Annotated in this window: 19 protein-coding genes and 1 tRNA gene; 4 read left to right on the top strand and 16 right to left on the bottom strand. The window is 60.2% G+C overall.

The genetic code is table 11. The features are described 5' to 3' along the window. Positions 1–79: 79 nt before the first annotated feature. The 10 genes from FP026_RS02955 to FP026_RS02910 all read right to left on the bottom strand — a co-directional run bounded on the left by FP026_RS02955 (position 80) and on the right by FP026_RS02910 (position 10,951). A complete protein-coding gene (locus FP026_RS02955; protein WP_149633121.1) occupies positions 80–1,033 on the bottom strand; it encodes a peptide ABC transporter ATP-binding protein in 954 nt (317 codons plus the stop codon). Beyond that, entirely contained in the window at positions 1,030–2,046 is a 1,017-nt protein-coding gene (locus tag FP026_RS02950) for an ABC transporter ATP-binding protein (protein WP_149633120.1), read from the bottom strand. Before FP026_RS02950 ends, FP026_RS02955 begins: the two co-directional genes overlap by 4 nt. Beyond that, a complete protein-coding gene (locus tag FP026_RS02945) occupies positions 2,046–2,954 on the bottom strand; it encodes an ABC transporter permease subunit (RefSeq protein ID WP_149633119.1) in 909 nt (302 codons plus the stop codon). Before FP026_RS02945 ends, FP026_RS02950 begins: the two co-directional genes overlap by 1 nt. Positions 2,955–2,963: 9 nt before the next feature. Continuing rightward, positions 2,964–3,968, bottom strand: a complete 1,005-nt coding sequence (locus tag FP026_RS02940; protein ID WP_149633118.1) for an ABC transporter permease subunit — start codon at positions 3,966–3,968, stop codon at positions 2,964–2,966. 89 nt (positions 3,969–4,057) lie between these two features. Then, positions 4,058–5,653, bottom strand: a complete 1,596-nt coding sequence (locus FP026_RS02935; RefSeq protein ID WP_149633117.1) for an ABC transporter substrate-binding protein — start codon at positions 5,651–5,653, stop codon at positions 4,058–4,060. Positions 5,654–5,993: 340 nt separating this feature from the next. Further along, positions 5,994–6,482, bottom strand: a complete 489-nt coding sequence (gene rirA / locus FP026_RS02930; RefSeq protein ID WP_149633116.1) for an iron-responsive transcriptional regulator RirA — start codon at positions 6,480–6,482, stop codon at positions 5,994–5,996. A gap of 120 nt (positions 6,483–6,602) precedes the next feature. Continuing rightward, positions 6,603–7,703 (bottom strand): M48 family metallopeptidase, encoded by a 1,101-nt coding sequence (locus FP026_RS02925; RefSeq protein ID WP_149633115.1) that lies wholly within the window; start codon positions 7,701–7,703, stop codon positions 6,603–6,605. After that, positions 7,675–8,736: a YjgN family protein gene (locus FP026_RS02920; protein ID WP_149633114.1), complete on the bottom strand. Its 1,062-nt coding sequence runs from the start codon at positions 8,734–8,736 to the stop codon at positions 7,675–7,677. The genes FP026_RS02925 and FP026_RS02920 overlap by 29 nt, the downstream gene beginning before the upstream one ends. A 227-nt stretch (positions 8,737–8,963) precedes the next feature. After that, entirely contained in the window at positions 8,964–9,311 is a 348-nt protein-coding gene (locus tag FP026_RS02915; protein ID WP_149633113.1) for a VOC family protein, read from the bottom strand. Between the two features lie 143 nt (positions 9,312–9,454). Next, entirely contained in the window at positions 9,455–10,951 is a 1,497-nt protein-coding gene (locus tag FP026_RS02910; protein ID WP_149633112.1) for a CoA-acylating methylmalonate-semialdehyde dehydrogenase, read from the bottom strand. A 125-nt stretch (positions 10,952–11,076) separates the two neighbouring features. On the opposite strand from FP026_RS02910, the gene FP026_RS02905 reads away from it, so the two are divergent. After that, on the top strand, positions 11,077–11,958 hold the full coding sequence (locus tag FP026_RS02905; RefSeq protein WP_149633111.1) for a LysR family transcriptional regulator: 882 nt from the start codon (positions 11,077–11,079) through the stop codon (positions 11,956–11,958). A 12-nt stretch (positions 11,959–11,970) separates the two neighbouring features. On the opposite strand, the gene FP026_RS02900 is transcribed toward FP026_RS02905, so the two are convergent. Beyond that, on the bottom strand, positions 11,971–12,180 hold the full coding sequence (locus tag FP026_RS02900) for a hypothetical protein (protein ID WP_149633110.1): 210 nt from the start codon (positions 12,178–12,180) through the stop codon (positions 11,971–11,973). Positions 12,181–12,365: 185 nt separating this feature from the next. On the opposite strand from FP026_RS02900, the gene FP026_RS30090 reads away from it, so the two are divergent. After that, positions 12,366–12,512: a hypothetical protein gene (locus tag FP026_RS30090; protein ID WP_188112475.1), complete on the top strand. Its 147-nt coding sequence runs from the start codon at positions 12,366–12,368 to the stop codon at positions 12,510–12,512. A gap of 50 nt (positions 12,513–12,562) precedes the next feature. On the opposite strand, the gene FP026_RS02895 is transcribed toward FP026_RS30090, so the two are convergent. After that, positions 12,563–12,639, bottom strand: a tRNA-His gene (locus FP026_RS02895). Between the two features lie 218 nt (positions 12,640–12,857). Beyond that, positions 12,858–13,304: a phasin gene (locus FP026_RS02890; protein ID WP_112344345.1), complete on the bottom strand. Its 447-nt coding sequence runs from the start codon at positions 13,302–13,304 to the stop codon at positions 12,858–12,860. 223 nt (positions 13,305–13,527) lie between these two features. Between FP026_RS02890 and FP026_RS02885 the strand changes: the two genes are divergently transcribed. After that, positions 13,528–17,178: an ATP-binding protein gene (locus tag FP026_RS02885; protein WP_149633109.1), complete on the top strand. Its 3,651-nt coding sequence runs from the start codon at positions 13,528–13,530 to the stop codon at positions 17,176–17,178. Between the two features lie 18 nt (positions 17,179–17,196). Here the strand turns inward: FP026_RS02885 and FP026_RS02880 are convergent, their stop codons facing one another. The 3 genes from FP026_RS02880 to FP026_RS02870 form a co-directional block, all read right to left on the bottom strand. After that, positions 17,197–17,598, bottom strand: a complete 402-nt coding sequence (locus tag FP026_RS02880; protein ID WP_149633108.1) for a GFA family protein — start codon at positions 17,596–17,598, stop codon at positions 17,197–17,199. Positions 17,599–17,724: 126 nt separating this feature from the next. Further along, positions 17,725–19,128, bottom strand: a complete 1,404-nt coding sequence (gene chrA / locus FP026_RS02875; protein ID WP_149633107.1) for a chromate efflux transporter — start codon at positions 19,126–19,128, stop codon at positions 17,725–17,727. A 5-nt stretch (positions 19,129–19,133) separates the two neighbouring features. Then, positions 19,134–19,946 carry a chromate resistance protein ChrB domain-containing protein gene (locus FP026_RS02870; RefSeq protein WP_149633106.1) on the bottom strand — a complete coding sequence of 271 codons (813 nt, stop codon included), beginning with the start codon at positions 19,944–19,946 and terminating at the stop codon, positions 19,134–19,136. A gap of 524 nt (positions 19,947–20,470) precedes the next feature. Here FP026_RS02870 and FP026_RS02865 point away from each other — a divergent pair. Next, positions 20,471–21,493 (top strand): SAM-dependent methyltransferase, encoded by a 1,023-nt coding sequence (locus tag FP026_RS02865; RefSeq protein ID WP_149633151.1) that lies wholly within the window; start codon positions 20,471–20,473, stop codon positions 21,491–21,493. Positions 21,494–21,509 lie beyond the last annotated feature (16 nt).

Genomic DNA, 21,509 nt, shown 5'->3' with positions numbered 1-21,509 from the left:
CCCGTTTACGGGGAGAGGGTTGGGGTGAGGGGCAAGCAAAAAGAGGCGGAAGCCGAACCTGCCCGACTCACAACTTGGATCAATCCAGCGGAAAGAAACAGGAAAATTTATGCGTTCCCTCGCCCGCGAGTTCCGGTTCGACCTGCCGGCACTTGTCCTGGGCGCGCCAGCAGCGCGGATTGAAGTGGCATCCCTTCGGCGGATTGAGCGGCGACGGCAACTCGCCCTGCAGGCGGATGCGATTCTTCTCGCGCTCCGGATCGGCAATCGGCGTCGCCGAGAGAAGGGCTGCCGTATAGGGATGGCGCGGCCGGCTGAAGACTTCTTCCGCCGTGCCGGTTTCCACCGGGCGGCCGAGATACATCACCATCACGTCGTCGGCGATATGGCGCACGACGGAGAGACCATGCGAGATGAAGAGATAGGCAAGCCCCATCTCCTTCTGCAGGTCCATCAAAAGGTTCAGCACCTGTGCCTGGATCGACAGATCGAGTGCGGAGACGGGTTCGTCGAGCACCAGCACCTTCGGCCGCAGCATCAGGGCACGCGCAATGGCGATACGCTGGCGCTGGCCGCCGGAGAACATATGCGGGTAGCGATCGTAATGTTCGGGGCGCAGGCCGACGCGCGCCATCATCTCCTCCGCCTTGCGGCGGCGGGTGGCGGCGTCGTCATCGGTGTTGATCTTCAGTGGCTCCTCCAAGATGGAGCCGACCTTCTGGCGCGGATTGAGCGAGCCATAAGGGTTCTGGAACACGATCTGCACCGCGCTGCGCAGGCTGCGATCGCCGAGCTTGGCGGGCTTGCCGTCGATCAGCAGCTCACCAGCTGTCGGGTTTTCGATCATCGTCACCAGGCGGGCGAGGGTCGACTTGCCGCAGCCGGATTCGCCGACGACCGCAAGCGTGCGGCCCGACTGCAGACTGAAGCTGACGCCGTTCAGCGCCTTGACTGTCGCCTCCGGTTTGAAGCTGCCGCGCTTGATGGTGTAGAAACGGGCGAGATCGCGCCCTTCGAGAACAGCGCCGGTCATGCGGCACCTCCTGCTTTTTGCGTGGCGGCAATGCCGGGGTGGCCGAGCGGCTTGCCATGGTCCAGCGGATAGTTGCAAAGGGTCAGGCCGAGTTCAGCGCCCTGGCGCTTGACGCCCTTGTCGCATTCCGGCGTGGCGAAGGAACAGCGAGGCGCAAAGAGACAGCCCGTCGGCCGATCATGCTGACCGGGAACGACACCGGCAATCGACGGCAGGCGCTCGCCGACTTCGGCACGTTCAGGCAGAGCCGATAGAAGCGCTGCCGTATAGGGATGATGCGGATCGCGGAACAGCTCCTTGACCGGCTGCTCCTCAACCTTCTGGCCGGCATATTGCACCTGCACGCGCTCGGCGGTTTCGGCGACGACGCCCATGTCGTGGGTGATGAGCACGAGCGCCATGCCCTGCTCCCGTTGCAGCCGCACGAGCAGATCGAGGATCTGCGCCTGAATCGTCACGTCGAGCGCGGTGGTCGGCTCGTCGGCGATCAGGAGCTTCGGATTGCACGCGAGCGCCATGGCGATCATGACTCGCTGGCTCATACCGCCAGACATCTGGTGCGGGAAATTCGATAGCCGATCCTCGGGCGCAGGAATGCCGACGAGATTCAAAAGCTCGATCGAGCGTTCTCGGCGCGCCTTGCGGTCAAGGCCCATGTGGATGCGCAGGGTCTCGCCGAGTTGGAAGCCGACCGTGAAGCACGGATTGAGGCTCGACATGGGCTCCTGGAAGATCATCGCCATATCCTTGCCGATGATCTTGCGGCGCTGGCGCGAGGAGATGCCGCGCAGGTCCTTGCCATCGAACATCATGCGGTCGGCGGTGATCTTCGCCGTCCAGGGCAGAAGGCCCATCATGGCGAGCATCGAGACGGATTTACCAGAACCGGATTCGCCGACGATGGAGAGGATCTCTCCCTTGTCGCATGTCAGCGAGACGCCATCGACTGCCCGGAACAGGCCGGAGGAGGTCTGGAATTCGACGGATAGGTTTTCAATATCGAGGAGTGCCATTACGACCTCTTCAGCTTCGGGTCGAACGCATCGCGCAGACCGTCGCCCATCAGATTGATGGCGAGCACGGTGATCAGGATACAGAGACCGGGGAAAGTAACGAGCCAAGGGTTGCTCTGGAAGAATTCACGCGAATCCGCGAGCATCGTGCCCCATTCCGGCGTCGGCGGCTGGGCGCCCTGGCCGAGGAAACCGAGGGCGGCGGCATCGAGAATGGCGGCCGAGAAGGCAAGCGTCGCCTGCACGATCAGTGGACCGAGACAATTCGGCAGGATCGTCTTGAACATCAGCCGCAGCGGACCGGCGCCGGCAACACGCGAGGCGATAACATATTCCTTGTCGCGCTCGGACATGACGGATGCTCGCGTGAGACGAACGAAATGCGGCTGGTTGACGATGGAGATCGCAATCATCGCATTGGTCAGGCCCGGGCCTAGGATTGCCACCAGCACCAGGGCAAGCAGCAGGGACGGGATGGCAAGAATGATGTCCATGATGCGCATGATGATCGTATCGGTGCGGCCGCGAACATAGCCGGCGACAAGGCCGATCAGGATGCCGGCGATCGCCGAAAGCGAGGCGACCACGAGGCCGATAAACAGCGAGAACCGCGTGCCGTAGATCAGGCGCGACAGAAGATCGCGACCATTGGCATCGGTGCCGAGCAGGAAGCTGCTGTTGCTGCCCTCCGCCCAGGCCGGTGGCAGGCGCTGCATGTCGCTGCCATAAGCCGCATCGGGGTTATGAGGCGCGACGAGACCGGCGAAGATCGCCAGAAACAGGACGAAGAGGAAGATCGCAAGGCCGATGACGGCGCCTTTGTTGCGAGAGAAATAATACCAGAACTCCGCAAGAGCGGAGGGGCGGTCGGATTTGACAGTAACCGTTTTGACGCTAACCGTGCTCATGGGCCGCTCCTAGTGACGAATGCGTGGATTGACGAAGCCGTAGAGCAGGTCGACGACGAGATTGACGAGCATGACGATGCCGGCGATCAGCAACAGGCCACCCTGCACCACCGGATAGTCGCGCTTGAAGACGGCGTCGATCATCCATTTGCCGATACCCGGCCAGGAGAAGATGCTCTCCGTCAGAATGGCGCCGCCGAGCAGCACACCGGTCTGCAGACCGATCGTGGTGATGACGGGGATCATGGCGTTGCGCAGCGCATGCACGGAAACGACGCGCAAGGGCGACAGGCCCTTAGAGCGGGCCGTGCGCACATAATCCTCGCCCAGCACTTCCAGCATTGCGGAGCGCGTCTGGCGCGCGATGACGGCAAGCGGGATGGTACCGAGCACGACGGTCGGCAGGATCAGCGAATTCAAAGCGGACCAGAAGGCGCCCTTCTGACCGGACAGGAGACTGTCGATCAGCATGAAGCCGGTGATCGGCTTGAAGAAATAGATGAGGCCGATGCGGCCCGAAACCGGCGTCCAGTGCAGATAGCCGTTGAAGACGATGATCAGCAGCAGACCCCACCAGAAGATCGGCATGGAATAGCCGACAAGGGCCACGCCCATGACGCTCTGGTCGAACCATGTGCCGCGCTTGACGGCGGCGAAAACACCGGCCGGGATGCCAAGACAGATCGCGAGGATCATGGCGCAGATCGACAGTTCGAGCGTTGCCGGGAAGAAGGTCAGGAAGTCGGTCAGCACGTCACGCTTGGTGGTGATCGAGGTACCGAGGTCACCATGAAGGGCGCTCCAGATATATCGGCCGTACTGTACGATCATCGGCTGGTCGTAGCCGAGATCGTGGGAGATCTGCGCATGGCGTTCCGGCGACATGACGCGTTCGCCCGACAGCAGCATGACAGGATCGCCGGGAAGCAGGCGGATGAAGGAGAAGGCGACGATCGATACACCGAGGAATGTCGGGATCAGCACCGCAAGGCGGCCGATAAGAAATCGCAACATGGCAGATGTCCAAATTTTTCCGGCGGTCAGGCAGAGTGCCCGACCGCCGGATCGCCCGGTTCTAACCGGGCATACTCATAGATTTTTCGTTATTCGGCGATATCGACGCCGTCGAAGCGATGAACGCCGACCGGATCCTGGTGGTAGCCGGAGACATTCTTCGTCATCGGGATGAACTCTTCCGAATGGTCGATGGTCATCCAGGGAGCTTCGCGCTTGAAGACCAGCTGAGCCTGTTCGTAGAGCTTGGTGCGCTCCTTGACGTCAGCGGTCTGCTTGGCCTTCTTCACGAGATCGTCGAATTCCTTGTTGCACCACTGCGCGCGGTTGTTGCCGCCAACGGCATCGCAGCCGAGCAGCGTGTCAAGGAAGTTGTCCGGATCGCCGTTGTCACCGGTCCAGCCGAGGATGGCCGCACCGTCGCGGTCCTTGGCGGAGGAGAGCTTCAGGTACTGAGCCCAGTCATAGGTGACGATTTCGACCTTGACGCCGATCTTGGCGAGGTCCGCCTGCATCAGCTCGGCCGCGCGACGCGCGTTCAGCATGTACGGACGCGAAACCGGCATTGCCCAGATCTTCATGCTGAGATCCTTCACGCCAGCCTTTTCAAGCAGCTTCTTGGCTTCGTCCGGATTGTAGGCGTCGTCCTTCACGTCCTTGTTGTAGGACCACATGGTCGGCGGGATCGGGTTGGTCGCAACCTTGCCGGAACCCTGGAAGACGGCGTCGACGATGGCCTGCTTGTTGACGGCCATGTTGATCGCCTTGCGAACTTCGACCTTGTCGAACGGCGCAACCAGGGTGTTGTAAGCGAGGTAGGAAACGTTCAGGCCGGCCTGTTCGAGAACCTTGAGGTTCTTGTCAGCCTTCAGATCCTTGATGTCGGCTGCGTTCGGGTAAGGCATGAGGTTGCATTCGCCGGACTTCAGCTTCTGCGCGCGGACGGATGCATCCGGCGTGATCGCGAAGACGAGATCGTCGATCTTTTCCTTGCCCTTGAAGTAGGTTTCATTCGCCTTGTAGCGGATGACGGCATCCGGCTGGTAGGCGACGAAGGTGAACGCGCCGGTACCGAGCGGCTGCTGGTTCATCTGCTCCATCTTCTTGTCGGCCTGCAGCTTGTCTGCATATTCCTTCGACAGGATCGAGGCGAAGTCCATCGCCAGGTCGGCGAGGAAGGGAGCTTCCGGACGGTTCAGGACGAACTTGACGGTGAGGTCATCGACCTTGTCGATCGACTTGATGAGCTTCGGGAAGCCCATGCCGTCGGCATATTCATAGGAACCGCCGGCAACATACTTGGCCCAAGGATTGTCCGCCCCGAGCTGACGGCCGATCGAGAAAATGACGTCGTCGGCATTGAGATCGCGCGTCGGGGTAAAGAAATCGGTCGTCTGGAACTTCACGCCCTTGCGAAGCTTGAAGGTGTATTCCTTGCCGTCGGGGGAAACGGTCCAGCTTTCGGCGAGGCCGGGTTCGACCTCGGTGCTGCCGTGCTTGAATTCGACAAGACGGCTATAAACCGTGCGCGAGGAAGCATCAAATGTGGTGCCGGCGGTATAGATGCCGGGATCGAAACCTTCCGGCGAACCTTCCGAGCAATAGACAAGCGTTTTCGACCAGGCGGACGTCGCCATGACAGAAGTCAAGGCTGTCACTGCCAGCAGGACAGAAATCTTTTTCATGATATCGTTTCCCAGGTTTGTTATTCTTCTGAAGCCGTGGACACCACCAGAGGTTCCCATCCGGACGGCGCCGATGGAACTTTATTTTAAGTTTGAAAGCAACAAGCGCCGCCTAAAATTTTTCCAATTTGTAGAGTTTGGAAATTTTTGGACGAAAAGACCATTGAATTGGTAATATTCTGGCAAAATTTTGCACGGTTTTAGCATATTCAGAATGATTTGATGTTTTCTTCTCGCAATTCGCTAACCGTTTATTGCCCGTATAGGAGGCAATATAAATGAAAATCCGCAGCTACCGGCGGCAGCTGCGGACAAAGTCGATCGAAGTCGGGACGAATGATCAGGCAGCCGGCGCCGAGATCGCGGGCTTCTTGGCGATCGCCTTATGGTCCGCGTCGGTCAGGCCGAGAAGGAAGTTGATCTGCGGCCGAGCCTTGACCAGATCATCGATGGAATATTCGGCCAGAACATCGAAGAAAGCGTTCAGCGCCTTGCGCAGTGCGGAATTGAGGCCGCAGCTATCGACCAGCGGGCATTCCACCACGCCATCTTCGAAACATTCCGCCATGGCGAAACTGTCTTCGGTGACGCGAACGACGTCGAAAAGGCTGATATCGGTTGCGGGCTTGCCAAGACGCACACCGCCGTTGCGGCCACGCACGGTTTCGACAAGACCTGCCTTCGTCAGCGGCTGCAGAATCTTGAAGAGAAACAGCTCGGAAACGCTGTATGCTCTGGCGATCTCCGGGATGCGGCTCAGATGGCCATCATTGGCGGCGCAATACATCAGCATACGCACTGCGTAATTGGTCTGTTTGGTCAAACGCATGCCGATCTCCTGGAATCGAGGCTGCTTGGGGGCTGGACCCGTATATAGTGGCTTTCCCAGTTTTGAACAATTCCAAAATATGAAATTGATATTCACGTTATGTCGAAGGCCTGAGACTTCTCACCCGTTCGGCATCTTCTTCTCTTTCAGCTCCCTGGCGTAATCAAGGATTGCCTGCTTGCGCTCAGGCGTCCCCGGATGGGTCGAGAGCATGCTGGTGCTGTCATGATCATCGAGTTTCGTTTCGAGGATATCGAAGAACCGTGAGAGCGCCGTCGGATCCATGCCCGCCGCCTGCATCAGCTCCACGGAGCGGCGATCGGCCTGGGCCTCAGCCTCGCGGGAATAGGAAAGCGCAAGCAGGCCGCCGCCTTGCGTCAATAGATCCTGAATGCCGGAGCCTACGTCGCCGGCGATCAACAGCACGAGACCTGCAACACCCGCAGCACGGTAAAGCTGACGCAGGCTGTGCTTGTATTCGACGTGACCGATCTCATGGCCGAGCACGGCGGTAATCACTTCCTTGTCGCCACCGGCAAGTTCGACCAGTTGATCGGTCAGAACGAGGTTTCCGTCCGGCAGCGCGAAGGCGTTCGGACCGATGAGGCCGCCATCGCGGAAATTCAGATGGTAACGGCTCGTACCACCTTCCGCATTTGCGGTTATCGTGGCGAAATCATCGCGAATTTCCGTCTGCTGTGCCGCCAGCAGCTTGCTGGGGCCGAAGGTTACCTGGTCCAATGTCTTCAGCGTCCCTGCCGACATCATCTCCGGCACCACGGGCGGCGTCACCAGCACCGCAACCTCCACCAGGACCGGCAGGGCATAGCGATAAATGACCGAAGCAAGGACGATCGTCGCAAGAGCAAAGGCGATCAGCCGGGGACGAACGATCTCAAGCCCATGAATGAAACCACTGCGTCCCTCGCCGCGGCTTCGCAGGTAAGCGTCGACAGCGTCATTATCGCGGGTTTCAAAAACCGATTCATTCCCGAACGCAATGCGACGCGGGATGGAGCCGACGCGCTGGCTGACCTCGATATCCGAGAGAATACCCCAGGCAAGCCGCTTGTCTTCCGCACCCTCTTCAGACGAGAGCACGATGAGAGACCCGCCGATATCCATCAGCCGGGACGGAACCTCCCGGCTGGAATGCGGCGGATGCCAGACGCCCGTCGCGATCGTCTTCGGATCAGAAGCCAAAGTCGAATCCATCGACATCGAGATATTCCGCGCTGATCGCGCTGCCCGTCGAGCGGATTTGGTCGAAGACGACGCCGATTTCACCATCGACGCTAATCGCCGTGTGCTCTGCCAAAAAACGCTGCATCTGTACCGCAGCCCACGGACGCATCAGTCCCAGCGTGACAACCGTTAGCACCGTATTGACAATCACGACCCAAATATACTGCCGGCGGCCGAGATTACTACGGAGCTGATGGCGATGATCGATCGTAACCGCTGACCAGACGATGTTGCGGATCGACGCCCGATAATAGAGGCCAGCAAATACATATGCGAGCAGGCCAGCAACGGCTCCCAAATACGCCGAACTGAGGCCGGCACCGGCTGAATTTGCCACAAAGCCGTGGAGACCAACGGCGGCAACAAAGCCGAGCACCAAGCCTCCGCCGATGGCGATTGCGATCATGGCTCCGAAAACCCTGTAGATCGCACCGAGCTGTGGCTCGGTTGAGAGCGGTCGATCGCCATAACGCAGATTGTCGAAGATATATTTGTAGAACCAGCGGGTTGCGATTGGAGACAGCAGCCCGACCGATATCACCGTCACCAGGGTCCCGAGAAAGATCGCCTTGAACGCACCGCCATAGGTCCCAACGAAATCGAAGCGCACATTGCGATAGCTCGTTACCCGCGCGTTGAAGCGAAGGCCGCGCATGAGGAACCACGGAAACACGACCAGCATGACGGGCCAAAGCGCCAGCAGTGCTAGCGGCGCCAGATGAGAAAGGACATTCACCGCGATCAGAAAGCCGAACACGATCAACCGGCCGATGAGGATCTGCTTGCCCTTGGCGTGATATTCGAAACTATGTCCCAGCAGGACCGTATTCCCATAGAAATACCGGTTCCGGCGCACCTTTGCCCAGGCCGAATAAATACCCAGCGTAACGATCGTCAGCAGAATATTGACGATCCAGATACCGAAATACTCCGAGGCGTTACCCGTAAAGGAAGCCCTCTGGAAAAAGGGCCTTCCGCCCAACGGATAGCTTTGCTCAACAACTGCCATACGGTAACCCCCTACCCCACAAGAGGACGAGCTTTTCCCAGAAGCATACCGTATGAACACGAGCAGCCCGGAGATGTGTTGCGCGACACATCACTCGCCTTACAGTTGCATTTGAAAGCAGGAAATCGAGCGCCGATCAACGGGAAAATATCCGTTAGCGGCATTCGACTCGCAAAAAAGCAACTAGCTCAGAAAGACGCAACCTGAGCGACAGGCCGGCTTTATGTTCAGGGCGTCGCAACCCAGACCGCCATCTCGCAACCGCCGGGCTCGCGAAAATGGAACCGCCGGCCGCCGGGAAAATCAAAGGCGGGCCGGGTGATGACGCCGCCGGCGAACTCGACGGCGCGCTGGGCGGCTTCCAGATCGGTGGTGCGCACGACTGGCAAAGGCGTACCGGCCGCCTCTCCCGCATCCCCATCTATGCCGGCATCTATTCCGGCCGCCTCGATGACATGATAGGTCGGCCCGTAGCTGACAAAGCTCCAATCGAAGGCCTCTTCGAAGAAGCGCCGGGTTTTCAGGCCATCTTTCGACGGAAACTCGAGATAGTCGATCTGATAGGTCAAAGGCACGATGCGGCCCTCCAATTGTTCTCGTTTTGTTCTAAACCAAAACGATGACACAGACAAGATCACTCTATCGAAAACGGGCGCAACAAAAAACCGCCGCCCGAAACGTGCCGGGCGGCGGCCGATAATACCAATGGTGGCGATGCTTACTTCATCGTCGGCATGACGAATTCGGCACCATCCTTGATGCCGGACGGCCAGCGGGCGGTGATCGTCTTCGTGCGCGTCCAGAACTTGATGGAGTCCGTGCCGTGCTGGTTGAGATCGCCGAAGCTGGAAGCCTTCCAGCCGCCGAAGGAGTGATAGGCGAGCGGAACCGGGATCGGAACATTGACGCCGATCATGCCGATATTGATGCGCGAGGCGAAATCGCGGGCCGCATCGCCGTCACGGGTGTAGATGGCGACGCCATTGCCGTATTCGTGCTTCATCGGCAGATCGAGCGCTTCCTCGTAGTTCTTGGCGCGGACGACCGAGAGAACCGGCCCGAAGATCTCCGTCTTGTAGATGTCCATCTCGGGCTTGACGTGGTCGAACAGCGTGCCGCCGACGAAATAGCCGTCCTCATAGCCCTGCAGCTTGAAGCCGCGGCCGTCGACGACCAGCTTTGCACCTTCTTCCACGCCGCGATCGATCAGGCCGGTAACGCGGTTATAGGCGTCCTTGGTGACGAGCGGACCGAGATCCGCCTTGTCGTCGGTATAGGGGCCAATGCGCAGGGACTCGATCTTCGGCACCAGCTTCTCGACGAGGCGGTTGGCCGTGTCTTCGCCGACCGGGACCGCGACCGATACCGCCATGCAGCGTTCGCCGGCCGAACCGTAGCCCGCGCCCATCAGCGCGTTGACGGCCTGGTCCATGTCGGCATCGGGCATGATGATCATATGGTTCTTGGCGCCGCCGAAGCACTGGGCGCGCTTGCCGTTCATGGCAGCGGTACCATAGACGTAGCGGGCGATCGGCGTGGAGCCGACGAAGGAAACGGCAGCGATATCCGGATCTGTCAGGATGGCGTCGACGGCAGCCTTGTCGCCATTGACGACGTTCAGGATGCCTGCCGGCAGACCTGCTTCGATCATCAGTTCGGCCAGGCGAAGCGGCACGGACGGATCACGCTCGGACGGCTTCAGGATGAAGGCGTTACCGCAGGCGATCGCAGGCGCAAACATCCACATCGGGATCATCGCCGGAAAGTTGAACGGCGTGATGCCGGCGCCGATGCCGACCGGCTGGCGGATGGAGTACATGTCAATCGCCGGGCCGGCGCCTTCGGTGAACTCACCCTTCTGCAGGTGCGGGATGCCGCAGACGAATTCGCAGACTTCCAGGCCGCGAATGACGTCGCCCTTGGAATCTTCGACCGTCTTGCCATGCTCCTTGGAGAGCAAAGTGGCAAGCTCATCCATGTTCTTGTTCAGAAGCTCGACGAACTTGAAGAAGACGCGTGCGCGGCGCTGCGGATTGGTGGCCGCCCATTTCGGCTGCGCGGCCTTGGCATTTTCAACCGCGGCGCGGATTTCCTCGACGCTGGCGAGCGCGACAGTCGCCTGCATTTCGCCGGTTGCCGGGTTGTAGACCTTGCTGATGCGCCCGCTCGTGCCGGCGACGTGCTTGCCGCCGATGAAATGACCGATCTCACGCATGGATGTGCCTCCTCGTTTTCTTGGATGGTGACAGGATCGCACTTCAATTTGCACAAATCAATGAGCTGCTATAAGCAACCGTTGTGCAAAAATTAAAGCCCTGAATGTGCAAATCGGATAGGCGAATGGATTGGGACGACGTCCGCATGTTTCTCGCAGTCGCGCGAACCGGGCAGATCCTGGCGGCCTCGAAGCGGCTGGGTGTCAACCACGCGACCCTCTCCCGGCGAGTGACGACGCTGGAAGAGCGGCTGAAGACGCGGTTGCTGGTGCGCCGCACCAATGGCTGCGACCTGACGGCGGAAGGCGAGATTTTTCTGCACGCGGCGGAGCGCATGGAAACCGAGATGCTGCGGGCGCAGGCGAGCGTCGGCCATCTCGACAGCGCCATAACAGGCACGGTGCGGATCGGCGCGCCCGACGGCTTCGGCGTCTCCTTTCTCGCGCCGCGCCTCGGGCGGCTGATCGCCCGCTATCCGGAGCTGCGCATCCAGCTCGTGCCCGTTCCCCGCTCCTTTTCGCTGTCGCAGCGCGAGGCCGATATCGCGATCACGCTGGAGCGCCCCGAGCAGGGTCGGCTGGTCTCGTCCAAGCTGACGGATTACACGCTCGGTCTCTACGCCTCGAAAGCCTATCTGGCCCAGGCCGGATTGCCCGATAGCGTCGAGGCGCTGAAGCTGCATCCCCGCATCGGCTATGTCGAAGACCTGATCTTTACGGCGTCGCTGAATTTCTCCGGCGAAATCATGCGCAGCTGGGACGCCTCCTTCGAAATATCCACCTCCATCGGCCAGACGGAAGCGGTTCGCTCCGGCGCTGGCATCGGCATTCTGCACGATTATATCGCCAGGCAGTTTCCGGAGCTCAACCGCATTCTGCCCGATGTCTCGATCAAGCGGGCCTACTGGACGACCTATCATGAAAGCGCCCGCGACCTCGTGCGCGTACGCACGGTTGCGGATTTCCTGCAGGAGCTGGTGAGCGAAGAGCGGCGGATGTTCTTGTGATGCCCGCAGACATCACGAAATCAAGCTGTTCCACCAGCATGGCGGATGCGGCGCCACCGCGGCCACGGCATGCTTCGGCGGCTCCTCGTTCTCGTCGGGATTGGGCACTGGAATCTCATCCGGCAGTCTATCGGGCTCTGGCTCTTCGACCGGCGGCTTCGGTGTCCATCCAGGACCGGGCATTGGCGGCTTTTCGGGGATCGGCTCGTTCGGTACAGACATGCCCACTCCTTTCGTCTCGTTGCCGATAAGAACACAACGACAAGCGATACGGACGGTTCCAAGATTAATTTAGGATGCGCCCAGACACGGCAGTCTTCGCCCTCCACCTCCGACTGTCTGCCCTTGATGCTGGACAAAGGCAGGGCAAGGCCTAGTATTTCGGGAGAGGTCGAGGAGCCAGCACGATGAACGACAAGAAGCAGCAGAAACTGAGCGAGAAAGAGCTCAAGGAACAGGACGATTACCTGGAGGAAGCGCTGGAGGAGACTTTTCCCGCCAGCGATCCGATATCGCCGGGCCATGTGTCGAAGAAGCCTGAAGACAAGAAATAGGCTTTCGTGGCTGATGGATCAGCTGTGCATAAAATGTATGGGGGGAAGAATGGTACGGTTGGGGGGTCTCGAACCTCCGACCTCAGGTGCCACAAACCTGCGCTCTAACCAACTGAGCTACAACCGCACATGCTCGCGTCGCCGCGAACGGGGGTGACATACGAGGACTTTGAAATTATTTCAAGTCCTATCTCCCCGCAATATGAAAAAGCTTCGAAGATATCCAAACGATGATGCGCGGCAGGACACCGGCCAGACCGGCTCCTGCCGGAAATAAAAAAGTCCCGCCCCAGGCTTTCACCTGGGAACGGGACGTTCGTGCCTTGGGAGGCTTATTGGAAATGATTAGGCCTTGAAGGAGGCCATCGCCTTTTCAGCGGCGTCCTTAGCGGGCTTTGCCAGCTTTTCGGCGACCTTCTTGGTGGTATCCTGGATGGACTTGGCCTGCTCGACGGTGACTTCGGCCTGCTTGCGGATGAAGGCGGTCTGAAGTTCGAAGAGTTCGGCAACGGACTTGACTCGAAGCAGGGCTTCCATGTGGGCAAGCGAGCTTTCGGCATTGGTGCGCAGAACGTCGATCGCCTTGAGGCCGATTTCCACGGAACCGGACTGTGCGGTCTGCACGGTTGCCTCAACCGTCTTGCCGGCTTCCTCGGTCGCAGCCTTCAGCTTTGCGAAGGCTTCCTTGGACTGGGCAGCGCCCTTTTCAGCGAAGTCGCGGAAGGTTTCGGAGAACTTGGACGGATCGAATGCAGCCGTTGAAAAAACGTCGTCTTTCTTTACAGTAGCCATGATTACGCTCCTAAAAGGGCCCTCTCTGAGGCGCCCGTCGTGAACCTGTGTGAGGTCTATATAATATAAAAAATTGTGCAGTGCAATATATTTTGTGCGCCGCACAAGGCGTTAACCTTTCCGGCCGAAAAATGGGCCCTTCGCTGGACCGAAAAGCGGCGCGCCGTTATTAATAAACCATTAAAGCAAGAGAGGCGGTCACGCCCGCAAAACAGGTTGGAAAATGCCCGCAATTCAATATCCGTTCATTGACATTGCCGTGCATCCCCGCGTTCGGGAGCGGTTCGCACGCGGCGAAGCGATGGTCATGTTCTCGACCGGCATGGACCGCGTGCTCTGGGCCAATGGTGCCGGTGCCAACCTCTTCGGCTATGACGTCATCTATGATTTTGTCGAACAAGGGCCGAAGTCCGGCGACGTCTCGTTCCGTCAGATCGAGGCAACGGCGCGCGGCCTCGGCGCGGTCGGCGACCAGCGCACGTTCCTGATCCGCATGGCTTCGGGCTTCCAGCGGGCGGTCGTCAATGCGGCCGTCGAGCTCATCCGCATCCAGGCCGGCGAAGAGGCGGTCCTGTTTTCTTCCCCGGTCTCATCGAAGCCGCTCGCATCATCGGAATGTGCCAGGCGCATGATCGACGGGTTCGACGATCCCGATACCCACATGGCCGTCATCGGCCGCGACGGCGACGTCATTGCCGCATCCGCTGGCTTCAGCGCACTCGGCGTGACGCCGCAGACGGCGCGGATGCTGACGACCATGGCCGGCGCCCAGCCGGACAGGCTGATCAAGCGGCCGATCTCGACCGGTCATGGCTATTTGCCCGCCGCCATCGGCAAGCTGTCGGAAATTCCGGCCTTGCATCTGCTATTTGTCGTCGAGGCCGCGATGGGCCGCCTCGATCCGGCGGAAGACCGCACCGAAAAAGCAGGCTCGACCGCATCTGCCGTGGTTGAACCGCAGACGGAAGAAGTGCGTGAGGAGCTCGAGGCAGCGGCGGATGAGACCGCAAAGCCAGCCGAGGACGTGCCCTTCGGCGATGTCATCGAGGCCGTGGCCGATATCGAGGAACTGGACGAGCCGTCGGAATATCGCTCCGACGAGCAGCAGGAAGCGGCGCCGCATCCGGAAAGCACGGGCGAGGACACGCATGCGCCGGTGCTGGCGAATGGCACCAACGAGGCGGATGACGAAGCCGCCCTTCATGCAAGGGAGCCGCGGGAACAAGCGGCAACCAACGACGAAGAGCCGATCAAGGATGCTTCGGCGGAAGCGCGTGTTGAGCAGCCTTCATCGGAGAGTTCGGCCGCCGAAAATCATCCTGTCGAAGGCTTTGCCTTCCAGCGCAATGGACGTGCCACACGCTTCGTGTGGAAGATCGATGCGGCGGGCCGTTTCAGCGAGGTTTCCCGCGAATTCGCCGATGCGGTCGGTCCCCATGCGGCCCAGATTGCGGGCGCGGCCTTCGCAGATGTCGCCCAGCGCTTCAATCTCGACCCGGACCGCAAGATTGCGGAATTGCTCGCGCGGCGCGACACATGGTCGGGGCGGACGATCTATTGGCCGGTAGAAGGCACAAGCCTGATGGTGCCCGTCGATCTGGCAGCCCTGCCGACCTATACGCGCAGCCGCGAATTCGACGGTTTCCGGGGCTTCGGTGTCGTGCGCATCGCAGACGTGATCGACGACCCGATGAAACGCGGCATTGACCTGGGCGAACGGGATGGCCAGGACGCAGCATCCGCCGCCGATCCGTCAGCGGAAGCGGAGATGGTTCCGGAGGAGCAACCGGCTTTCGAGCCCGAGGCTCCGGTGGCGATGGAAGAGGTGGAGAGCCCAGCGCAGGATGCTGCGGAAGATGCTGCCGCCGAGCACCGCGAGCCGCCCGCCTTGCGGATTTCCGAGACGCCGAACCGGCGCGAATCGGACAAGGTGGTTCGCCTGCACGAACGCCGGACCTTGACGCAAGCCGGCCTTTCGCTCAGCGAGCAGGCCGCCTTCCGGGAGATCGCGCGACAGCTCGAGCCCTTTGGCAAGCGCACTGAACCGCCTGCAGAGCAATCGCGCGACGAACGGCGCGAAGACGATGCCGATATCGCCCCGCAGCCGAATGCGGCCGACGAGATCCTGTCCGATATGGCGGAGCCGACTGAGGGAAACGACCACGACCGAGACGGGCAGACAACCGCTCCAGGCGCTGAGGAGGAAGCATCCAAACCGCTCGAGAATCTGGTCGAAACCACGGATGGCGACAGCCTTGGAACCGGCGACAGCACTCAGGCTGAAAATCCGGCCGCTTCCGCCGAGCCGGAAGAGGATTTCGATCCGATTGACGTCCTGAACACTGCCATTCCACCGCGCGTGAAGATGCGCACTGGCCTGTCTTCCGAGATCGTCGATCAGCTGCCACTCGCGATCCTTATCCATGCCGGCGATCGCCTGATCCACGGCAATCCGGAATTCCTGCGGCTGACCGGCTATGAGAACCTCGACGATCTCGAACAGATCGGCGGGCTGGATGCGCTGCTGCAGCGCAACGACCTGGAAGGCAAGACCGAACAGCCCGGTACGATAATGGTCGTGCGCGCCGACGATGCGCTGGTGCCGGTTACGGCGCGGCTGCAGTCGATCCGCTGGGAAGACGGCACGGCATTGATGCTGGCGCTGATGCCGGTGGAAAGAAGCGAGCCGCCGGCACCGCCGCCGCCCGTTCCCGAAGAGGCACGCCAGGAGCGCATCGTCGAGAAGGTCGCGAAGCTGCAGGTGGAGATCGAGGAGCTGCGCTCGACGCTGGAGACGGCAACGGATGGCGTGATCATCATCGGCCAGGAGGGTGAGATCCGCTCGATGAACCGGTCGGCAAGCGCCCTCTTCAATTACGACGACCAGGAAACGCGCGGCAAACCCTTCGTCATGCTGTTTGCCCATGAGAGCCAGAAGGCGGTGCTCGATTATCTCAGCGGCCTTTCGGGCCATGGTGTCGCCAGCGTGCTCAATGACGGCCGCGAAGTGATCGGCCGCGAGGCGTCCGGCGGCTTCGTGCCGCTGTTCATGACCATGGGGCGCCTCAACTCCTCGAACGGCTACTGCGCCGTCATCCGCGACATCACGCAATGGAAGCGTACCGAAGAGGAACTGCGCAACGCCAAGCGCGCCGCTGAAACCGCCAATGCGCACAAGACGGATTTCCTTGCTCGCGTCAGCCATGAAATCCGTACGCCGCTCAACGCCATTATCGGCTTTTCCGACATGATGGCTGGCGAGCGTTTCGGGCCGATCGGCCATTCGCGCTACGTCGAATATGCGACCGATATCGGCCGCTCCGGGCGCCATGTGCTCGACATCGTCAACGATCTCCTCGATATCTCGAAGATCGAGGCCGGCGAGATGGACCTGGATTTCGCCGCTGTCGGCCTCAACGAGGCGATCGCCGAGGCAGTGTCGCTGGTGCAGCCGCAGGCCAACAGCCAGCGCGTCATCATCCGCACGGCGCTGTCGCAATCCGTGCCGAATGTCGTTGCCGACCTGCGCTCGATCAAGCAGATCGCGCTCAACATCCTTTCCAACGCCATCCGCTTCACGCCGTCCGGAGGCCAGATCGTCGTGTCGACTGCCTATGAGGGCAACGGCAGCGTCGTGATGCGGATCAGGGATACCGGCGTCGGCATGACCCGCTCGGAGCTCGAGCAGGCCATGAAGCCGTTCCGGCAGGTCTCCACCAATGCCCGCAAGCGCGGCGACGGCACCGGCCTCGGCCTGCCGCTGACCAAGGCCATGGTCGACGCCAACAGGGCGACCTTCTCGATCAATTCGGCCCCGAACGAGGGCACGCTGGTCGAGATCACCTTCCCATCGCCGAGGGTGCTGGCGAACTGAGAAAACCGCGGCTCGCCGTCAAAACCAGAGATCGCGCACGCACCGCCCGTCGGGAGGAAGATCTTCGTACGTCTCGAGCCCATCGAAATGATCGATCGGCAGGTCGGCGACGAGATCCGGCGGCGCCAGCCGCACGTTGACGGCCATGCGCCGGCGGCCATCCTTTTGCAGCCTCAGGCCGCGCCAGCTTACGACGCAGGCGCAGGACGGGCAGAACAATATTTCGAGAGAAGGCTTGTCCTTGCCGACACGGGTATAGGAGGCAGTCTGGCCCGTGACGGAGACCCGCTCTCCTTCATAGTCATAGGCCCACAGCACGCCGTAACGCCGGCAGAGCGTGCAATTGCAGGCCGTGATCGAGCCCGGATCGCCTTCGAGCCTCCAACCCGCCTTGCCGCAATGACATGAGCCGATCAGCATGCGTACGCCGCTCCATTCGCTCCCTGGTCGAAGGCGGCATTCTGCCTCAGTCACGAAATCCCTGCAAATGCCCGGGAGGACACGAATCTCCACTCCGGGCCACTGATGCGGCGAATGCCTCTTCCGTCAGGAAACGAAGACAGTCCAGCCAACGCCCAAAGCTGCAGATGCCAATAAGGTCGATATCACAGACATCTTCAGGCGAAATATGGCGATGGCGGCAAGCAAGGTCAGCGCCAGCGAGGGCAATGCAAGCGAGGTCAGAACGGGCACATCCATCGTCCACGAACCGTAGGTGAAGCTTGTGGTCTTACCGAACAGCACATGGAGCCCGAACCAAATCGCGAGATTGAGAATGACGCCGACCACAGCCGCCGTTATCGCTGACATGGCACCGGTCAGCGCGACATTCCCGCGCATCTTCTCGATGAACGGCGCACCTGCGAAAATCCAAAGGAAGCTCGGCAGGAACGTGACCCATGTTGTCAGCACGGCGGCAAAGGTTGCTGCCGCAAGAGGGTTGAGGGTGCCGGGACTGCGATAGCCCGCCAGGAACCCCACGAACTGCGTTACCATGATCAGCGGTCCAGGGGTCGTTTCCGCCATTCCCAGACCGTCCAGCATCTCGCCCGGCCGCAGCCAGCCCAACTGCTGCACCGCCTCCTGTGCGACATATGCCAGCACGGCATAGGCGCCCCCGAAGGTCACAACTGCCATCTCGCTGAAGAATATCCCGATTTTGGAAAAGACGTTATCGGGACCGAGCGTAATTAGGAGAGCAGCAACCGGAATGAGCCAGGCGGCCGCTAACGCACCTGAAGTCTTCAGAGACCAGGCGAGGTTCGGTCGAGCGTGTAAAGGGATCTCCTCGCCAAGAACGGAGTCCCTATCCTCCAGGATCGTCCCGGAGCCCGACTTGTGTCCGCCACCTATCTTGAAGGCAGCGACCCCTCCGCGAGAGGCGAGGTAGCCGATAAGTCCGGCTCCAACGATGATAAGCGGAAACGGAACGTGCAGGAAGAAGATCGCCACGAAAGCAACGGCGGCCAATGCAACCATAACCTTGTTCTTGAGGGCTCGGCTGCCGATGCGGAAGACGGCCTGGATGACCACGGCCAGCACGGCGCATTTGAGCCCGAAGAACATTCCCTCGATAAAGGTCAAGTTCCCGAACAAGACGTAGACATAACTGAGCGCGAGGATCGCCAGGAAGCCTGGCAGAACGAATAGAATGCCCGCGATCATGCCCCCCAGGGTCCTGTTCAGCAGCCAGCCGAGATAGATGGCAAGCTGATGCGCTTCCGGACCCGGCAGCAACATGCAGTAGTTCAGAGCATGAAGGAACCTGTGCTCCCCTACCCATTTCTTTTCATCGACGACGATGCGGTGCATGACGGCGATCTGCCCGGCTGGCCCACCGAAGCTTAGGGCGGCAACGCGGGTCCAGACCTTGATAGCCTCATGAAGGGGGACGACGTCCCGATCAGCCGCGCTTGGTCGCGCGGCCGCGTTCTTTATGAGGTCGGTCATGTCTCTCATACCTTCCTCGGGTTGGGCCAATTGTGCGTCTCTTCCGTCGCGTCGCGGCACCAACGGTAGAAGGCGTCATACAATGTCATGCCGGCTTCCAATTGCTCCAAGTCGTCGTTGAACATCCGCGAAAGCCCGAGCGAGGCTGCAAGCAGTCCGGATGCTTCAGGTGCCAATTCGGGCCGAGATGTGTCAGCGCCACGAACGATGGTCGCAAGGTGAAGAAGAGGCTCGGTGCCGAGGCCGAACTCTTCGACCATGACATCGAAGGTGCACAACTCGCCGCGATGGCTCCAGAAGACATCCTCGATGTCGAAGGGTACCGCCTTGAAGCGATCAGCGACAGCTGGAACTTCGACCGCCGGAACGAACAGGAAGATCGCTGACGGATCGACGAAGCGCCGGATCAGCCATGGGCAAGCGATGCGATCGATCTTCGGTCGTGCCCTTGTCACCCACACGGTCCGCCCTTTGTCATCGCGAGGAGGTAATTTCTCTTCGGGGATCAGCGCGCCTTCCGCGCTCCGCCATGCCTCGAAACCGCCTTCGAGGACCTCCGCTTCCTTTCCGAAGATCCGGAGATAGGCAGCAACTCCGTGACCGAGTTTCTGTCCTTTCTGACAGAGGACGATGGCCGGCCCAGCCAGTTCATTTGCCCAGTCGGTGACCGTTCGATAGTCGCGACGGATCGAGCCGGGAATGAGACGGGGATCGGCAGCGAAGTCCTCGTCGTTGCGGACGTCGATGATCGTCGGCAGGTTGGGCGTGCCGATAATACGATTCAGCTTGTCGGGTGTAATTTCCAGAAATGACGGCATAGCGCGTCCTCCGTTGGCTCGGGTTTCAGGACGCGATTCTTCAGCCGTAGCCTCGTGGGGTGATCGCAACCCCATGAATAATCATCTGCTTGACGTGATCCAAATGTCAAGCCGAATAACCGCGTGTTGCACCAGGCAGACATTTTCCCGGCTTCTGCAGCCCGCTCACAGATCGATTTGCCCGCGACGTCGCAGTTGTTGCAAAGTCCTACAGCGACAATGGAAGCGCCGCGCTGACCCGAGTGCGGCTGGCGGCTTATATCCCCCGCAGGTCAGCACTGCCGCCCGTCACCATACTGGGTCTAGGCGCTGTTTTCCGAACCGCTGAGATGGCGATGTTCATCGGCCTGGTAGTGACGCTGGTAGGTGCATGGATGACTTCGCCCGCGCCGCTAGCCGAGAATATCTGATGTATCGCCTCAGTATTAGCGATGACGAACTTAAACTCAGTCGTCTTTTGTGAGATAATTCATCGTTGCGACCGACTATTCCGGTCGGTCATTGGGCACATAAGGGGGGATCCAATGTCATCGACGGCAGTAGAAGCAGACGTGGGCGAAGTTTCGCCCAATCTAGTGGTCGATGCGATGTTTGCGTGCCGAAAGACGGCCGCCATCGTAGCCGCCATAGAACTCGATCTTTTCACTTTGATTGGTGACGGCAGCAATGCAGCATCCTTGGCGGCCGCAACAAATGCAGCCGAAAGAGGCGTGCGCATTCTATGCGACTATCTCGTTGTGAACGGCTTTCTCACGAAAACAGGCGATCAATACGCTCCGACCCCATCCAGCCGAGCCTTCCTCGACCGGCATTCGCCAGCCTATATGGGCGCGGCCATCGAATTCCTGGCCGCGCCCGAAATCCTCAAGCAGATCCTGGACGATCCGCCTTCCTATGTCCGCAACGGCGGGTCCATTGGATTGGCAAACATGTCTCCGGACAATCCGGTGTGGGTGAAATTTGCTCGTGGCATGGGCTCGTTCACGGGCGGCAGCGCGATCAGCCTCGCCACCGAAATGGCCAACTTGCCCATGCAGCCACGGAAGATACTTGATATCGCCGCAGGGCACGGGCGTTTCGGGATCGAGATGGCGAAGGCTTTTCCTTCGGCCGAGATCGTTGCGGTCGATTGGGGCTCCGTTCTGGAATTGGCCAAACATAATGCGCAGCAATTTGGCGTCGCCGAACGATACAAGGTCATTCCCGGCAGCGCATTCGAAGTCGACTGGGGCACGGACTACGATCTTATCCTGCTGCCGAACTTCCTGCATCACTTCGACCTGGAAACCTGCGCCGGATTGCTTAGGAAGTGCCGGGCCAGCCTGACCGCCGAGGGCAAGGTGGTTGCGGTGGACTTCGTGCCGAACGACGATCTCGTCTCGCCGCCCTTCCCAGCCGCTTTCTCATGGGAGATGCTGGCGAGTACGCCAAGAGGCGAGGCTTACACGCAGAAGGACCTGGCCGAGATGGCTAGGCGTGCCGGTTTTCATAATGTGAGGGTAAAACCACTACCACCATCGCCAGCAAGCCTGATCTTCTTCGAGTAGCGGTGCCCGGAGTACC

This window comes from Martinezella tropici, assembly GCF_008370325.1.
Taxonomy (GTDB): domain Bacteria; phylum Pseudomonadota; class Alphaproteobacteria; order Rhizobiales; family Rhizobiaceae; genus Rhizobium; species Rhizobium tropici_B.
Note: the sequence above shows the minus strand (reverse complement) of the source record. Positions and strands in the feature narration are given on the sequence as shown.

Excerpts from the sequence above, each read along its gene's own strand:
- FP026_RS02865 (WP_149633151.1), top strand. The coding sequence starts at position 20,471 with ATGTCATCGACGGCAGTAGAAGCAGACGTGGGCGAAGTTTCGCCCAAT.
- FP026_RS02885 (WP_149633109.1), top strand. The coding sequence starts at position 13,528 with ATGCCCGCAATTCAATATCCGTTCATTGACATTGCCGTGCATCCCCGC.
- FP026_RS02920 (WP_149633114.1), bottom strand. The coding sequence starts at position 8,736 with ATGGCAGTTGTTGAGCAAAGCTATCCGTTGGGCGGAAGGCCCTTTTTC.
- FP026_RS02955 (WP_149633121.1), bottom strand. The coding sequence starts at position 1,033 with ATGACCGGCGCTGTTCTCGAAGGGCGCGATCTCGCCCGTTTCTACACC.
- chrA (WP_149633107.1), bottom strand. The coding sequence starts at position 19,128 with ATGACCGACCTCATAAAGAACGCGGCCGCGCGACCAAGCGCGGCTGAT.
- FP026_RS02890 (WP_112344345.1), bottom strand. The coding sequence starts at position 13,304 with ATGGCTACTGTAAAGAAAGACGACGTTTTTTCAACGGCTGCATTCGAT.
- FP026_RS02905 (WP_149633111.1), top strand. The coding sequence starts at position 11,077 with ATGGATTGGGACGACGTCCGCATGTTTCTCGCAGTCGCGCGAACCGGG.
- rirA (WP_149633116.1), bottom strand. The coding sequence starts at position 6,482 with ATGCGTTTGACCAAACAGACCAATTACGCAGTGCGTATGCTGATGTAT.
- FP026_RS02950 (WP_149633120.1), bottom strand. The coding sequence starts at position 2,046 with ATGGCACTCCTCGATATTGAAAACCTATCCGTCGAATTCCAGACCTCC.
- FP026_RS30090 (WP_188112475.1), top strand. The coding sequence starts at position 12,366 with ATGAACGACAAGAAGCAGCAGAAACTGAGCGAGAAAGAGCTCAAGGAA.
- FP026_RS02900 (WP_149633110.1), bottom strand. The coding sequence starts at position 12,180 with ATGTCTGTACCGAACGAGCCGATCCCCGAAAAGCCGCCAATGCCCGGT.
- FP026_RS02880 (WP_149633108.1), bottom strand. The coding sequence starts at position 17,598 with ATGCTGATCGGCTCATGTCATTGCGGCAAGGCGGGTTGGAGGCTCGAA.
- FP026_RS02935 (WP_149633117.1), bottom strand. The coding sequence starts at position 5,653 with ATGAAAAAGATTTCTGTCCTGCTGGCAGTGACAGCCTTGACTTCTGTC.
- FP026_RS02910 (WP_149633112.1), bottom strand. The coding sequence starts at position 10,951 with ATGCGTGAGATCGGTCATTTCATCGGCGGCAAGCACGTCGCCGGCACG.
- FP026_RS02925 (WP_149633115.1), bottom strand. The coding sequence starts at position 7,703 with ATGTCGATGGATTCGACTTTGGCTTCTGATCCGAAGACGATCGCGACG.
- FP026_RS02945 (WP_149633119.1), bottom strand. The coding sequence starts at position 2,954 with ATGAGCACGGTTAGCGTCAAAACGGTTACTGTCAAATCCGACCGCCCC.
- FP026_RS02870 (WP_149633106.1), bottom strand. The coding sequence starts at position 19,946 with ATGCCGTCATTTCTGGAAATTACACCCGACAAGCTGAATCGTATTATC.
- FP026_RS02940 (WP_149633118.1), bottom strand. The coding sequence starts at position 3,968 with ATGTTGCGATTTCTTATCGGCCGCCTTGCGGTGCTGATCCCGACATTC.